Source organism: Streptomyces sp. NPDC002602 (assembly GCF_042889445.1).
Lineage (GTDB): Bacteria > Actinomycetota > Actinomycetes > Streptomycetales > Streptomycetaceae > Streptomyces.
This window is the reverse complement of the sequence record NZ_JBIAQX010000004.1, coordinates 142,617-157,674: the sequence shown is the minus strand read 5'-3', so window position 1 is coordinate 157,674 and position 15,058 is coordinate 142,617. Positions and strand designations below refer to the sequence as shown.

At 73.1% G+C, this 15,058-nt stretch carries 12 protein-coding genes and 2 pseudogenes; 4 read left to right on the top strand and 10 right to left on the bottom strand.

Going from position 1 to position 15,058, the window contains the following annotated elements; genetic code table 11:
* Positions 1 to 264 precede the first annotated feature (264 nt).
* Complete coding sequence (locus ACFYW3_RS13815; protein WP_389386588.1) at positions 265 to 1,347, top strand: DUF2330 domain-containing protein; 1,083 nt, start codon at positions 265 to 267, stop codon at positions 1,345 to 1,347.
* A gap of 222 nt (positions 1,348 to 1,569) precedes the next feature.
* On the opposite strand, the gene surE is transcribed toward ACFYW3_RS13815, so the two are convergent.
* Together surE and ACFYW3_RS13805 are read right to left on the bottom strand one after the other, a co-directional pair.
* A complete protein-coding gene (gene surE, locus ACFYW3_RS13810; protein ID WP_389386344.1) occupies positions 1,570 to 2,496 on the bottom strand; it encodes a 5'/3'-nucleotidase SurE in 927 nt (308 codons plus the stop codon).
* 576 nt (positions 2,497 to 3,072) lie between these two features.
* A pseudogene (locus tag ACFYW3_RS13805) lies at positions 3,073 to 3,915 on the bottom strand (IS5 family transposase).
* 114 nt (positions 3,916 to 4,029) lie between these two features.
* On the opposite strand from ACFYW3_RS13805, the gene ACFYW3_RS13800 reads away from it, so the two are divergent.
* Both ACFYW3_RS13800 and ACFYW3_RS13795 read left to right on the top strand, forming a co-directional pair.
* Positions 4,030 to 4,335, top strand: coding sequence for a hypothetical protein (locus tag ACFYW3_RS13800; protein ID WP_389386343.1), 306 nt, complete (start codon positions 4,030 to 4,032; stop codon positions 4,333 to 4,335).
* Positions 4,284 to 4,607, top strand: a pseudogene (locus tag ACFYW3_RS13795) (substrate-binding domain-containing protein); the annotation flags it as partial. The gene ACFYW3_RS13800 and the pseudogene ACFYW3_RS13795, both read left to right, overlap by 52 nt.
* A 110-nt stretch (positions 4,608 to 4,717) precedes the next feature.
* On the opposite strand, the gene ACFYW3_RS13790 reads toward ACFYW3_RS13795, so the two are convergent.
* Both ACFYW3_RS13790 and ACFYW3_RS13785 read right to left on the bottom strand, forming a co-directional pair.
* Complete coding sequence (locus tag ACFYW3_RS13790) at positions 4,718 to 5,284, bottom strand: hypothetical protein (RefSeq protein WP_389386342.1); 567 nt, start codon at positions 5,282 to 5,284, stop codon at positions 4,718 to 4,720.
* A 1,261-nt stretch (positions 5,285 to 6,545) separates the two neighbouring features.
* A complete protein-coding gene (locus ACFYW3_RS13785; RefSeq protein WP_351751012.1) occupies positions 6,546 to 7,517 on the bottom strand; it encodes an alpha/beta hydrolase in 972 nt (323 codons plus the stop codon).
* Between the two features lie 276 nt (positions 7,518 to 7,793).
* Between ACFYW3_RS13785 and ACFYW3_RS13780 the strand changes: the two genes are divergently transcribed.
* The gene (locus ACFYW3_RS13780; RefSeq protein WP_389386341.1) at positions 7,794 to 8,696 is read left to right on the top strand and encodes an alpha/beta fold hydrolase; all 903 of its coding nucleotides are present in this window, start codon (positions 7,794 to 7,796) and stop codon (positions 8,694 to 8,696) included.
* Positions 8,697 to 8,979: 283 nt separating this feature from the next.
* Here the strand turns inward: ACFYW3_RS13780 and ACFYW3_RS13775 are convergent, their stop codons facing one another.
* The 6 genes from ACFYW3_RS13775 to ACFYW3_RS13750 all read right to left on the bottom strand — a co-directional run bounded on the left by ACFYW3_RS13775 (position 8,980) and on the right by ACFYW3_RS13750 (position 15,031).
* Entirely contained in the window at positions 8,980 to 9,870 is an 891-nt protein-coding gene (locus tag ACFYW3_RS13775; protein WP_389386340.1) for a RimK family alpha-L-glutamate ligase, read from the bottom strand.
* 192 nt (positions 9,871 to 10,062) lie between these two features.
* A complete protein-coding gene (locus tag ACFYW3_RS13770; protein ID WP_389386339.1) occupies positions 10,063 to 10,722 on the bottom strand; it encodes a GPP34 family phosphoprotein in 660 nt (219 codons plus the stop codon).
* Between the two features lie 98 nt (positions 10,723 to 10,820).
* The gene (locus tag ACFYW3_RS13765; RefSeq protein WP_351751005.1) at positions 10,821 to 11,882 is read right to left on the bottom strand and encodes a zinc-dependent alcohol dehydrogenase family protein; all 1,062 of its coding nucleotides are present in this window, start codon (positions 11,880 to 11,882) and stop codon (positions 10,821 to 10,823) included.
* Between the two features lie 275 nt (positions 11,883 to 12,157).
* Positions 12,158 to 13,075 (bottom strand): DMT family transporter, encoded by a 918-nt coding sequence (locus ACFYW3_RS13760; RefSeq protein WP_389386338.1) that lies wholly within the window; start codon positions 13,073 to 13,075, stop codon positions 12,158 to 12,160.
* A 202-nt stretch (positions 13,076 to 13,277) separates the two neighbouring features.
* Positions 13,278 to 14,096: an alpha-L-glutamate ligase gene (locus ACFYW3_RS13755; protein WP_351751001.1), complete on the bottom strand. Its 819-nt coding sequence runs from the start codon at positions 14,094 to 14,096 to the stop codon at positions 13,278 to 13,280.
* Positions 14,093 to 15,031, bottom strand: a complete 939-nt coding sequence (locus tag ACFYW3_RS13750; RefSeq protein WP_389386337.1) for a RimK family alpha-L-glutamate ligase — start codon at positions 15,029 to 15,031, stop codon at positions 14,093 to 14,095. Before ACFYW3_RS13750 ends, ACFYW3_RS13755 begins: the two co-directional genes overlap by 4 nt.
* Between the last annotated feature and the right edge of the window lie 27 nt (positions 15,032 to 15,058).

Sequence of the window (15,058 nt, the reverse complement as noted above, 5' to 3'; positions counted from 1 at the left end):
GGTACGAACGTTGACCGACCGTGTCCCGGCGGCCTCCGCGACGGCCGGTCGGTCCCACGGAACGCGGTCGACAGAACACTTTCGGTCACTCGGACGACGGGTTTTCGGCCGTGTCGAGCGGTGACGGCCGGTGACGACACGCGGCGACAAGCGTCGACAGGGCGGCGGGCGGCGGACGCGTGTCGTGTCCGGAACCGGATCCCGTGACCGCTCGTCCCAGACCGCGTGTGGAACGCAACGAAGAGACAAAGAGTCGTGGCCGTCCTGTTCGCCCTGCTCGCGACGCAACTCGGGAGCCTCGTCGCCCCCGCCTACGCCTGCGGCTGCGGGGCGATGGTCCCCGACGGCTTCTCCCGGATCGGGGTGGCCCGGGAGACCTCGGTCGTGCGTTGGGACGGCCGCACGGAACAGATCGTGATGCGGTTCACAGTCGGCGGCGACGCCAAACGCGCCGCCTGGATCATGCCCGTGCCCTCGCGGGCCGGCGTCGAACTCGGCGACCCGGACCTGATCCCCGAACTCGGCCGGCTGACCCGCCCGGAGAGCAAGACCCGCACCTACTTCTGGCCCCGCGACCGCGACTGGCCCTTCTCCTCGGGCCGCCTCGACGGAGCCGGCGCCGCACAGCCCGGCGCCGGCGCCCCGTCCGTCGGTGTCGTCGGCCGTGAACGACTCGGCGACTTCGACGTCGCCCGACTGACCGCCACCGACCCGAACGCCCTGGGCGAATGGCTGGAGAGCAACGACTTCAAGCTGCCGGACCGGCTCGCCGCGGAATTGAAGCCGTACGTCGACCGGAAATGGGAGTACGTCGCCGTCCGCCTCGCCCCCCGCGAACAGGGCGCGACGCTGGGCGGGGAGCTCGACCCGCTGCGCATCAGCTTCGCAAGCGACCGACTCGTCTACCCGATGCGACTGTCCCGTCTGGCCAAGTCCGCCCAGGCGCTGGGACTGTACGTACTCGCCGACCACCGGATGGAACCCGCGTCCCCGATCGGTGGGGCCGCCCCGGAGGTGACCTTCGCCGGGACCGTCACCCCGCAAGGCTCCCTGGCTGAGTTCACCGGCAGCGCCGCACCGGTGTTCCTGACCGCGATCGACCAACGGTTCCCCGACCCGAGCCGCATCGACGGGGACCACGAACTGCGCGCCACCGCGAAGGACACCCCGTTCCGCCGCGTCGTGTACCGGGACGAACTCCTCACGGCGGGCGGCGTGCCCGTCTGGTCGCTGACGGTGGCGGGAGCCCTGGTGGTCGTGGCGGGTACGGCCGTGACCCTGCTGTCCGTACGCCGTTCCCGACGCCGCCGTCCCCCGACGGCCGCGACGGAGCCCCTGGCGGACTGACCGGAGGCGGGTGCGGGAGCGGGAGCGTCCGGTCGCCCGGCGTGCGTTCCCCGGTCGGGGCGCGTTCCCCGACAGGCTGCCCCGCCCGAGGCCCTCGCGGTCGTGCCCGCCGCGCGCGGCCCCGGGCGTCGCACCGTCGGACGCCGCTCTACGCTTCGAACCGCGTTCCACGGCGCGAACGCGTTCCACGGCGCGAAGGCGCTCCGCCGTTCGGGCGGCGTGTTACGGGCGCAGCCCGGCGATCAGGGCCGCGGTGCGGACGGAGTCCACGGGGCCGGTGTTCCAGTCGGCGCTCATCGGGCTGACGGCGATCCTGCCCGCGACGACGGCCTCCACGTCGCCGCCCCGGGCGGCGGGTCTCAGGTCCACCTTCACGCTCATCTTCCAGGTGCCGTCGCCGGCGTCGGTGAAGTCGGGCTTCAGCAGGGTCTGCCGGTCCTGGAAGGTCGAGTCCACGCCGGCCGCGGTGCCCTTGCCGTCGGCGCCGACGACCGGATGGTTGACGTTCAGCCCGACCCCGGCGGGCAGGAGCGGACCGGACCGGGGCGCCCGGGCGCGCAGCCGGTCGATCAACTTGACCGCGAAGTCCACCGTCGGCCCCATCGCGTTGACCGTGGTCACCGGATCGGGCGCCGTCACGCCGCCCGTGCTCAGGGCGATGGCCGGCACCCCGGACTCCAGCGCGGCGACCGCGCCGCCCACCGTGCCGGAGTGGGTGGCCAGACCGGCCACGTTGGGGCCGAAGTTGGTGCCCGACACCACCAGATCGGGGGCGCGCCCCTCGAACACCTCGGACAGGCCGAAGGCCACCGAGTCACCGGGAGTGCCGTCCACCGCCCACACCTTCGGCGCGGGGTGTCGCACCGCGACCGACGGGGCGCTCGCCATCTTGGTGCCCGTGCCGCTCTGGTTGGTGAGCGGAGCCACGATGGTCACGTCGTGCCCGGCGGCGGTCAGTCGCTCGAACGCCTTGCGGATGCCCGGGGCGTCGTAGCCGTCGTCATTGGTGAGCAGGATCCGCAACGGGGCGGCGGGTGTTGGGGCGGCTTCCGGCCGGGCCTGCGGCGCGGCGGCCGCGGGCGCGGTACCGGCCAGGGCCGGCGCGCACAGCAACAGGGCGGCCAGGGGCATGACGTGATCGCGTCGCACGGAACGCTCCTTCGAGGGAGGGCGAAAGGAAGGGGGGAGGGGGGCCGGGCGTCGAGAGTCGACTCCCGGCGGTGAACAGCAAGGCACTTACACGTGTCACCGGAAGTGCTGGGACACTGTGTAGCACCCATCGAGGACTCCCGCCAGAGGTCGGGACGCGCCCTGGTGTGGATCGTGACCCAACCGGAAACCCGCGTGCGGCCCCGTGTGACCATCCCGGTGGGTCACCGCCGTTGGCCGTCCTGGTCGGGCCGGCCCGCGACCCCGATTCCGTGATCTGACGCGTGTAACCCTCGCCGGGCGGGCGGGCGGTCGGGCAGGCGGAGAGTTGCCCGGGTCCTCGGCGCCGCCCGGCAACTCGGTTGCATACCCCACGCCGCGGCCCGCTCTCTACGGGCCCGTCACGGCAACCTCGTCCTCGCGCCGGCGTCGCTCTCCGCGATCGGCGGCCTCGTCAGCGACCGAGCGGACGACCTGCACGGCGAACGCGACCGCCACGGGTGCACCACCGTCCTCCACGCGGGCCGCTTCGGCGATCCCGTCGACGCGGCCCCGGCCTAGGCCGTTTCCTTCGGATCACCTCGCTGACCAGATGAAGATGGCGGCGAGGTGGAGTCCGGCGAGGTAGATGGTGGCGGTCTTGTCATAGCGGGTTGCCAGGCTGCGCCACTGCTTGAGCTTGTTGATGCACCGCTCGACGGTATTCCGCTGCTTGTAGGCGTCGCGGTCGAAGGCTGGCGGGCGGCCACCGAGCCGGCCGAGCCGCTTGCGGTTCGCGACCTGGTCCGCGGTCCGCGGGATCACCGCCCGAACCCCGCGTCGCCGTAGGTGGCGGCGGATCGCCCGGGACGAGTACGCCTTGTCTGCCAGAACCACGTTCGGTGTGCTCCTGGGGCGGCCTGTCCGCCTGGGCACCCATAGTCGTCGCATGACCTGCTCGAATGCGGGTGCATCCCAGCCTGGCCGGGTGTGATGACGAGAGCCAGCGGCCTCCATCGGCTGTCGGCGGCGAGATGGATCTTCGTGGTCAGTCCGCCGCGGGATCGTCCGAGGGCATGGTCAGCCGGCTCGCCGGCCAAGGCCCCTTTTGACGGGCCCCGGCGGCGTGCTGGTGAGCACAGACGATCGTGGAGTCGACGGCGACGACCCAGTCGAGGTCTCCTTCGGCGTCGGCCTGGGCGAGGAGGGCGGTGAAGACCTTCTCCAGGTGCCGTCGGCGGCCCACTTCCGCAGCCGGTTGTGGGCTCCCTTCCACGACCCGAAGTGCTCGGGCAGATCCATCCACGGCGTGCCGGTGCGGTATTTGAACGCGATCGCATCGATCACCTGCCGGTGATCACGCCACCGCCCGCCCCGCTTCGGCGTCCGATCCGGCAGCAACGGCTCGATTCGGGCCCACTGGGCGTCAGTCAACGACACACCAGACCAACGATCCGATGATCTGAAGGAAACTCCTCCGGACCGTCGCGCTCACGAGGAAGGGCCCGCAATATTTCGGCGACGGCCGTCGCCCAGGAGTGGCAGTCTGGGCCGATGCCTACCTGGACTCCGTCGGCCGCACTGTCCGACAACCTGCGGTATCTGCTCAACGAGTGGGATCCGATCGGCGTCGCCGACCTCTCGCCGGACGAGTACGACTGCATGCTCGCCCCCTTGTTCCAGCGCCTCCACCGTGGCACCACGCGGGCGGAGATCGGCGAGTTCCTCTGGTACGAGCTGGAGGACCACTTCGGGCTGGACCCCGTCAACCATCGGACCGATGCGATGGCCGACCGGCTGATCGCCTGGTGGTCCGCAGTAAGCCCGGCCCCGGACACCGGCGGGACACCGGCAACCTGAGCGACACCAGGGCCGCCGACGGCAGGGTCCGCACCGCCCGGCAAGATCCGAAAGAGACGGCCTGGGCCTGGGTCTGGGCCGAACTGCGCCCGGCGCGGCCGGCACCGTCCGTCTCCGATCTCGGCCGGCGCTGGGCGAGCTTCGACCTCGATGCCGTCTTCGCCTACAGCGACGAGTACGCCGCATTGCTCCTGCACGCGTTTCGAGCCGAGGTCATCGCGCTGCCGGACGACGTCGCGATCGTCGGCTCCGACGACCTGGTTCTCGCCGCGCTCACCACGCCCCGCGCTCACCACGGTCCGCGCTCACCACGGTCCGTCTGGACCTCGTACCGGTCGCACGCGTTGCGGACATCAACGGCGCGGGGTGTGCGCCCCGGCCCTCAGGTTTCCGTTCGGGGCGTGCGCGGCGCGGGTCGCCAAGCCGACGGCCAGGCGACCTCGTCGGTGGCGGAGCCGGGCACGCCGATGCTGCTTCGGGCGCTTTCCACGTACTGCCGCCGTGCGTCTCGGAACTCCTGGTACGCCTGATCCCAGTTCTGCTCGACCTCGGCCGTCACACCCCGCGCGAGGTGTTCCAGGCGCCACAGGCAGTGATTGAGCGGCCTCGAAGCCGTGTTGGTCCTGGTGTCCCCCACGAGTCCGCACGTCGCGGACAGGGCGGACCGGCGGGCCTCCCACTCGGCGAGCTCTTCGAGGACTTCGGTCGTGAGGTCCAGTGGTGCGGGGCCGGTGACCAACCCACGCGCCGCGGCGATGCGTTGGTAGCGGGCGGCGAGTTCCTTCACGGCATGGAGGTACTCGGCGTACGCGGTCATCCGGCGCTCGTCCCACCGGATGGACTGCTGCCTGCGCCACTTGGTGCGCTCGTTCAGGCTCACGACCAGGAACGAGGTGACGGCGCCGAGCGCGACGCCGGCGAGCGGGAGTACCTGCTCGGCCAGACTCATCAAAGCCCCCGATCCCTGAGCGGACCCGTCACGCGATCACCTCGCACGGCGGAACGTTCATGATCGCGACGTTACCGTCTCCGCTCGCGCTTGAACACTGTTGGTCATGGGCGGCCCCAACGCACCTTTCGCCGGCGGCAATCGGCTGCCGGGCCCGGTGGTGGCGGGTCAGGACGACCTCCTGTCCGGGCGCTCCGGCGAGCGCCGCTGCCCGCTCCGTAGTCCGTGTTCACATCACTCGCCGGCACGGGCCTCGTCCCCGCCGCACGCCGCCGCACGCCGCTGCGGGCGTGCGCGGCGAGTCCGTCGAGGATCTCGGAGGCCATGTCGGTCGCGAAGTCCCCGCCCTCCCGTGCACGGGGCGCGGACCACCCGGCCGCGAGCACGTGGAGGCGGTCCCGGTCCGCGGCGTCGAGTGCCACCCCAGGCGAGGGGAGACGCCGAACCCCACGCCGTCGCTCTCCGCCCCCGCGGCCACGAGGTCCGGTTCCCCGGCCTCGAAGAGTTCCTCGAAGCGGCCCCGAAGCGACTCGAACGCGCCGCCCCCGGGCCCGATACCGGGGCCGATGCCAGGGCCGCCCAGGTGGCGTCCCGTGCCGCGAAGGACTCGACGATGCCGCTCACGGGGGCTTGTGTCCGAGCGGGTTCGGGGGACCCGGGAAGCGCCGGGGCAGTGTGTCCCGGCCCTCGGTCCGGCGGTGCTGCGGGCGGGCGACGGTACCGGCCCCGCTCCGTACGCGCCCGAGGCCGCCCCCCCGGCGGCCCCCGACACGTACGGACCCCGCGTGCAGACCCACGCCCGGACCCACATACCGACCCGCCGACCCGCGTACGGACCCACATACCGACCCGCCGACCCGCGTACGGACTCACATACCGACCCACCGACCCGCGCCCGGCCCCACGCCCGGGCCCCGCGCCCGGCCCCACGCCAGGGCCCCGCGTACGGACCCGCGCCCGGGCCCGCATGCCGACCCGCCCGGGCGGTTCGGCGTCAGGCCGCCGTGGCCGGGGGAGCGGGGCGGGGGCCCGGTTCCGGGACGCGACGTGCTCGTCGGGCCCGGAGCGGAGGTTCGGGACACGAGCCAGTGCTGTGGCCGGAAGGGTTCACAGTGCCACGGCGTCCGGCACGGCGCCTCGCCGTGTTGTCGGACCGGCCGAGTGCGTCCAGTACGAGCGGCGGTCCTCCGCTTTGCGATGCACCGCACCGGACACCGCGACCCGGCAAACCCTTCCGGCCACGGCACTGGCCAGGTGCTCGTCAGGCCCCGGAGCGGAGGTGGTGGGACAGGAACGCGACGCTTTCCGCGACGATCCGCGGGACGTCGGGGGAGCCGAGGAAGATGTGGTCGGCGCCCTCCACCGGCCGCAGGACGACCTCGCCTCCCGCGCGCTCCAGCGCGGCGGCGAGCAACTCGCTCTGGCTGTACGGGACCAGCCCGTCCAGCCGGCCGTGGACGAGCAGGAACGGCGGCGGGTTCGAGGCCGCCGCCGCGTGCGTCACCGGGCTGGCGGCCTTCGCCAGTTCCGGGCGCGCGGCCACGCCCGCACCCAGGAGGGCCTCGTACGGGTCGGGGAATTCGACACCGGGCGGCAACGGCGGCATCGGGTGCTCGGAGAGGGAGATCAGGTCGGATACCCCGTACCAGTCGACCACGGCCCGCACGGCGGTGTCCCCGACGCCCACGCCGTGCGCGCCCTCCAGCGCGGCTCCGTCCGCGCTGTCCGGGCCGACCAGGCCGGCGAGCGCGGCCAGGTGTCCACCCGCCGACTCGCCCCAGACGGCGATCCGGTCGGCGTCGAGGCCGAGGACCCCGGCGTACGCGCGCACGTAGCGGATCGCGGCCTTCACATCGTGCAACTGGGCGGGGAAGGGGGCTTCGAGGCTGTGCCGGTAGTCGATGGAGACGAGGGCGAGCCCGGCCCCCAGGACCGCACCGTGCAGCAGCGCGGCCGGCACGGTCGGCGGCGGGTAACGCCGGTCGCCGTCCAACCATCCGCCCCCGTGGATCCAGACGACCACCGGGAAGGGGCCCTCGCCCGCCGGTACCCGAACGTCCAGCAGCCGGGGCCGGTAGCCAGGCGTGGTGGCGTAGGTGATCCCGTCGTGGTGGCGGATCCCGTGCGCGTCCGTCACCGGGGGCTCGGGGGCCCGATAGGGAGGAGGCGGCCAGGTCGTGTCGGCCGGATCGAAGGCGACGGGCGCGGATGCGGAGGGAGGAGATTGCGTCATTGCGGCCCTTCCTGTGCGGCGCGGCCCGGAGGCCGGCGGGGTCGGTGCGAGGCCAGGCGTGGTGATGCATGTCCGGAACGCTCGGGCCGGTCACCGGTGCGAGCAGCTGGGTTACACGTGTCATCGCGACTCTAGCGACGCGTTTCCGCCGAGCACAAGCCCCGCCGTGGTCCTGGGTTCTCCGAGGCCCGATTCGCCCGTTCGGACTCTTTCGCCGGCGATCGGGCGCGGCCGAAAAAGACCGGTCCCACATGATCGACTTGCCAGTGTGATCCCATGAATGACGCGACGCACGTGACCGAGAAGGCCGACCCGGCTGCCCGATCCTCGACGAGACCCGTCTTCGTGTTGGTGCACGGGGCGGGCGGCAACTCCTACGGGTGGGCTCCCGTGCTGGCCGAGCTCGCCCTGCGCGGGCACCTCGCGGTGGCGGTCGACCTGCCCGGCCACGGGCCCGAAGCCTACTTCCCGCGCTCCTACCAGACACCGCAGGACCCCGAGGGGCTGCGCACCGAACCCTCGACGACGGCCAACGTCACATCGGCCCACTTCACCGACCACGTGGCCGACGTGGTGCGGCGGGCACACCGGCTGGGCCCGGTGGTGCTGGTCGGTCAGAGCATGGGTGGACTCACGCTGAACACCGTGGCCAACCGGGTTCCCGAACTGATCTCGCACCTCGTCTACGTCTCGGCCTTCTGTCCCTCCGCGCGAGCCACCATGCAGCAGCTGATGACCACCCCCGAGGCCGCCGCAAGCGCCATCTTCCGCCTGCCCGTCGTGCCCATGCCCGCGGAACGGGGGGTCAACCGGGTCAACTGGCGCTCCGGCGACCCCGAGTTCCTGCGGGTCGTCCGGGAGGGAATGGCCGCCGACCGCACGGACGACGAGGTCCGTACCCTGCTCAACATCCTGGAGCCCGACGAGTCGGCGGAGATCGGCGCCGCCGACACCCGGGGCCTGCCCGAGTCGTGGGGTCGGATCCCGCGCACCTACCTGCGGTTCACCGAGGACCGGACCATCCCGCCGGAACTCCAGGATCTCATGATCGAGGAAGCCGACGAGCTGACTCCGGAGAACCCTTTCCGGGTCCGGTCGCTGGCCGCGCCGCACATCGGTCCCCGCGATCCGGGGGAACTCGCGGTGGAACTGGAGCTGGTGGCGGAGCTCTGCCGCTGAGGCCCCGGCCGTCCGACCCGCAGGCCCCCCAGGGGCCAAGTCCCGAAGTCCCGCGGGCCCCAAGCTCCCCAGGCCCCAAGCCCTCAAGTCCCGAAGTCCCGCGGGCCCCAAGTCCCGAACTTCCCCAGGTCCCAGGCCCCAGGCCCCGCACGCCCGAAGCCCCGCAAGTCCCCGAGCCGCAGGGCCGCATCTGCGGGGCCTGTCCGGGGTGACCGAGCCGCAGGGCCGGATCTGCGGGGCCGATCCGGGGTGACCGAGCCCTGGCCTCCGCCCTGCCCGACGCTCACAACCCCAGGACGACCTCCACGAACCGTTCCACGCCGCCCGGGGTCATCGTCAGGAACAGGTTGGGCTCGATCAGCTCCAGTTCCATCAGGACGGGGGTTCCGTCTGCGGCTGGTGCGAGGTCCACCCGCGCGTAGGCCAGCGGGCCGGCGGTACGGGAGGCCACCGCGGCGAGCGCAGCGGCGGCCAGGGCGAGTTCGGCCGCCGAGGGCGTGTGCCCGGCCAGGTCGGGGTGCGCCACACGGGTGTTGTCGATGTGGCCGGTGTCCGTGAGCACGGGGCCCTTGCGGACCGCGTGGCTGAACGCGCCGCCCAGGAACACCAGCGCCCGTTCACCGTCCACGATCCGCTCCATGTACGGCTGGACCATCGCCGTCGCCCCGGCACCGTGCAACATCCGGACGTGGGCCGAGGCCGCCTCCCGCTGGGCCGGTGTGTACCGGGCCGTGTCACGGGAGCCTGCCGACACCGACGGCTTGACGACGATCTCACCGTCCGGCGGCAGCGTCACGGGATCGCCGGGCGCGATGAACCGGGTCGGGACCGTCGGGATTCCCCGGGCCGCGAGTTCCGTGAGGTACACCTTGTCGCTGTTCCAGCGCACCAGCTCGGCCGGGCTGTGCAGTGCCGTCACCGCGCCCACGCCGTCGACCCAGGTGAGGAACTCGGGCAGCCGCTCCGAGTAGTCCCAGGTCGAGCGGATGACGACGAGGTCCGGCGCGGCCCAGTCGTAGCCCTCCTCGGCCCAGTCGACCGCGACCGCGTCGACGCCCCTCTCGCGCAACGCGGCCACCAGGACGGGCAGTTCCGCGTCCTCGGCGCAGCCGAAGCCGTCGGTCGCCAACACGACCCGTCGAGTCGTCGCCCCGCCCACACCCGCACGCGTCACGCGGCACCGCTCCCCAGACCTCGACCGCACCCGGGAGAGTCCCGGAGCTGCCGCGAATCTACGCCACCGACGTGTCCATCAGGGTCCCGTGACCGTGACGCCGATCCGCCGCGAGGTGTTCAGCGGTCGGTGTGACGTCACCCCGTGCTCACGGAGCCTCCGGCGACGCCTTCGACGGCATTTTGACGGCCCTCAGGTGACCGCCGCGACCGTAACGACCGTCACCGCGGCCATGGCGGCCTGCATGTCACGGATGGCCTTGCGGACGTGCTCGGCGGCCCACTGCCCGTCGGCTATTCCCGCCAGGCGCGCGGCGGTCTCCTTGCGCGGAGCGTCGGGGAAGACCAGCCGCCCCAGCTTCGCGGAGTGGATCAGCGCGATCAGACCCGCCGTCCTCTCATCAGGATCCGCACCGCCCAGGACGACCGCGTCGAGCCGGTCCCGTACCTCCCGCTCCACCGAGCCGTCGGCCTCGGGATGGCGACGGGTCGGGAACATCCCCAGCACCTTGTGACGGGTCTCCAGGACCACACCCCGATCGCGCAGGCTCTCCAGGGCGGCTTCGACCGCCTTCGTGTGGTCCTTGGTCAGCCAGTCCGTCACCCGACGCCTGCTCTTGCCGCGCATCCACGTCTCGAGCAGGTGGAGGCGGGTGTCGAGCAGCGGCTGTCCGGTGGGGGTCGTGTCGGTCAGCTCCATGTGCTTGCCCGTCACCGACACTCGCGCCGCCATGACCAGTTCGAGCAGGATTCCGCCCGCGACCGCCCATCCCGCGGCCTCTCGTCGCTTCGCCGCCCCGGACTCGTCGTCCAGGGAGAGCAGCATGATCTCCTCGGCCAGTGTGATCGTCATGTCCCGTCCCCCCGGTGGTTCGTCGTCAGATGGTCAGACGTCCGGCGACCACGGAGAGTTCCCGGCCGTGTGCCAACCGAGCCCGCATGCCCCCGCGGTCAGCGCACCCGGGGCTCGGAGACCGTCGCCGGCCGGATGACGGTGATCCCGCTCCCCGGCGCCGTGCCCATCGCGGCGAGCGCGTCCGGCGCCCCGTCCAGCGCGATCGTGGCCGTCACCAGCAGGTCAGGCCGCAGCGCGCCGGAGCGGACGAGTTCCATCATCGGAGGATAGGCGTGGGCGGCCATGCCGTGACTGCCGAGGATCTCCAACTCCCAGCCGATCACCCGCTCCATCGGCAGGACCGTCCGCCCGGCCGCCGACGGCAGCAGCCCGACCTGCACGTGCCGTCCGCGCCTGCGCAGCCCGGCGACCGACGCGGCCGCCGTCGCGGGGGACCCCAGGGCGTCGAGCGAGAGGTGGGCCCCGCCGCCGGTCAGTTCCCGGACGGCCGCCGCCGTGTCGAGCGAACGGGCGTCCACACCGTGGGCGGCCCCGAACCTCCGCGCCAGCTCCAGCGCTGCCGGGGCGGTGTCCACGGCGACGACCCGGGCCCCGGCCGCCACCGCGATCATCACCGCGGACAGCCCCACCCCGCCGCACCCGTGTACGGCGACCCACTCGCCCGGCGCCACCCTGCCCTGCGCTACGACCGCCCGGAACGCCGTCGCGAACCGGCAGCCCAGCCCGGCGGCGGTGTCGTACGACAATTCGTCCGGCAACGGCACCAGGTTCACGTCGGCGTGGTCCAGGGCCACGTACTCGGCGAACGACCCCCAATGCGTGAACCCGGGTTGTGTCTGTCGGGGGCACACCTGGTGGTCGCCGGCCGCGCAGTCGGCGCAGTTGCCGCAGGCGCACACGAACGGCACCGTCACCCGGTCACCGACCCTGCGGCGGGTGACCCCCGCGCCCACCGCCTCGACGACCCCGGCGAGTTCGTGCCCGGGCACGTGGGGCAGCACGACGTCCGGGTCGTGTCCCATCCAGCCGTGCCAGTCGCTGCGGCACAGACCGGTGGCTTCCACACGGACCACGACGCCGGCCGCCGCCGGGGTCGGGTCCGGCACCTCGCGCACCTCGGCCGGCTCACCGAACCGCTCGAACACCACCGCACGCATGGAATCCGCCTCCGCCCTCGCTCGACTGTCCCGCACGCTACCGGCCGCGCCCGCCCGAGGCCCGTTCCGTGCCCGCCCGAGGCCCGTTCCGTGCCCGCCCGAGGCCCCGTTGCGTGTCCGCCCGCCGTGCCTGCCCGAAGCCCCGTTCCGCGCCCGCCCGCCTCGCGTGCGTCGTCACCGCGCTCGGCATGAGCGCCCAGGCCCATGCCGCCGCTGGGGACAAGAAGGTCGAGGTCATCAAGCAGCAACGCCGGGCCGGTTTGTCGCGGCGGGGCTCAGACCGCCCCGTCGCCGGGCCCGTCCCCCCTGCCGGCCCCGGCCGCCTCCTCGACGCCGAACCCCTCCTCGTCCTCGCCCGACCGGGCCAGCGCCAGGATGCCGACGGCGATCAGGGCGATGCCCGCGAGTTGGGGGAGCAGCCACCAGCCGGACCGCAGGTGCTCCTCGTACACCAGGACGCCCAGCGCCACGCTGATGCCCGCGTCGCCCAACGTCAGCGCGGGCTGCGAGGCGATCAGGGGGCCGCCCTGCATGGCGTGTTCGAGGAGCAGGATGGCGCAGATGCCGGTGGCGCCGAAGGCGTACGTCTGCCACGAGGTCAGGAACGCGCCGATGCCGCCCTCGGTGAGGATGTGCATGGAGGACTTCATCAGGCCGGCCGTGAGCGCGTAGCAGACGGCGGTGGCCGCCCCGAGGCATCCGGCCCGGGCCCGTCCCGGCGGCCGGCGCAGTCCGGCGGCGGCCAGGGCGGCCACGGCGACGACGCACGCGAGGAGAACGGGGAGCCAGCGGTCGAGCGCCACGTGGGTGCGGTTCCCGGCCGGTGCGGCGCCGGCGAGGGCCAGCCCCAGCCCGGCGACCACCGCCACCACGGCGATCCAGAGCGGTGAGGGGAGCCGTCGCCGCGTCAGCAGGGTGGCGATGAGCAGTGCGAGCGGCAGTTCCAGCACGAAGAGCGGTTGGACGAGGGCCAGTGGGCCCGTCGCCAGGGCGGCGGCCTGCCCCGCCCCGGCCAGGATCACGGCCAGGATCCCGGCGAGCCACAGGGGTCGTCTCAAGAGGTCGAGGACCAGCCCGGGCCGGAATCCGGAGCTCTGCGGCACGGTGAGCGCGGCCCGGCGCTGGAGCACGGTGGCGAGGGCGTTGCTGAGCGCCGCGAACAGCGCGAGGAGGACCGGCAGGACGAAGCCCATCCCGCGATCCTCACCGCGATGCCCGACCGTGCTCGGCCGGGACACGGCGCCTTCCCCCGTCCGGCCCCGCGCACGGGCTTTCCTCGCGGTGTGTCAGCCGTTCCCACGCACGGGCTTTCCGGGCCGTGTCAGCCGTTCCCGCGCACCGGCTTTCCGGGCCGTGCCCCAGCCGTTCCCGCGCACGGGCCCTCCCGGCCGCGTGTCAGCCGTTCCCGCGGGCCCTGCGCACGGCCAGGGCGGCCAGCGCCTCGGGGGCTCCCGCCTGGCCGCGGATGCCGGGGAAGGCGTTGACGTCCACGATCAGCGGGGCGCCCTCGCCGGTGTCGATGACGTCCACCCCGTACACGTCCAGGCCGAAGACCTCGCCGACCCGCAGAGTCAGCTCCGCCCACTCCGGACGCGGTTCGTCCGGGGCGTGCTCCGCGGAGCCTTCCTCGTCGGCGAGTTCGGAGCGGCGCAGCGCCGTGAAGACCCGGTTGCCGATCGCCCACAGCTTGTGGTCCCAGCCGGTGTTGGGGGCGAAGCCCTGGACCACGACCGGCTCCTGGCCCCAGCCGCCGGCCAGCTCCCGCAGTCGTGCCGCGCCGTCGACCCGTGCCACCAGGTCGCCTTTGCGGCTCCGCCGGCTCTTGACCACCACCGGCCAGGGCATTCCGGGCAGTCCCGGCCCGGTGGAGTGCAGGGCCAGCTGACCCAGCGAGCCGAAGGTCCGCGTGGTGGCGAACGGCAGCCCGGCGCGTCGGGCGAGCTCCGCCATCTCCGTGCGGTCCTGGCAGCGTTCCGTGGCCTCGGCCGGGTTCACCACCCGGGCGCCCTGTCGCTCGAGTTCGCGCGCCAGTTCCAGCGCCCTCGGGGTGCGCGCCTTCAACAGGTACACGTCGGCCCGGTCGGCGACCGCGACCGCCGCCGCCCCGGGATCCGCCGGGTCCAGTACGCGGACCTCGTGCTCGACTCCCAGCAGCTCCGCCGCCGTCGCCAGCAGCGGGTGCCCCGGGTCCGGTGTGATCAGACCGATTCTCATACGCCTTCTCCCGCTCGCGCCGAGACCTGTGCCCCGATGGTCGCCGTCAGCGGCGCCGGTGCCGCGTACGGTCGCTGCTGCGGCCAGGAGGGTCCGGGTCCGGCGGGGTCCTCCGCCCGGACACCGCCCACCCGTGCCAGGTCGAGTACCGCGCGTGCCACCCGGGCCGCCGCGTCCGGGACCTGACGGAAACTGGGGAAGTCGTTCACGTCGACCACCACCGGCCCGTCGGGACCCAGCAGTACGTCCAGTCCGTACAGGTCCAGTCCGTAGACCGCGCCGACCTGCGCCGCGATGGCGGCCACCTCGGCCGACAGCGGCACCTGACGTTCGTGTACCGCGCGGTCGGGGTGGAGCGGTGAGCAGCGTTCGGTGGCGAACAGTTCCCCGCCGACGCAGTACACCTTGATGTCCGTGCCCGAGTTGGGTACGTACGGCTGGGCGATGAGCATGCCCTCGCCCGCCAGCTCGGGGAGCAGGCCGGCGAGCCGGTCCGGGGTGGACAGCAGGTGCACCGACCGTCCGGAACTCCCGTCGGCGGGTTTGACGACCAGGGGGTACTCCGAGGTCGGTATCTCCGCCAGCAGCTCGGGCCGTGCCACGGCGTACGTCGGGGGCAACGGAAGTCCGCGCACCCGTCCGATGGCGGCGGCGAGGGCCTTGTCCCGCACGCCCCGGATGGACCGGGCGTCGTTGACCGTCGTCATTCCCGCCGCCGCGGCGGCTTCGAGCAGGGTCAGCCCGGGGCCGCCGGAGACGGTCTTGAGCACCCAGGCGTCATGGGCACCCGCATCCACCAGGTCCGTCATGCGCAGCAGCGAGCCGCCCGGCCGCAGGACGTCCACGTGGTGCCCCCAAGCCGTCAGTTGCCGGATCACCTCGTTCGGCATGCCGTCGTGGCGGTAGTGCTCCTCCACCAGGAAGCAGAGCCTCATGGACCTTCCCCATATTCCCCGGACGTC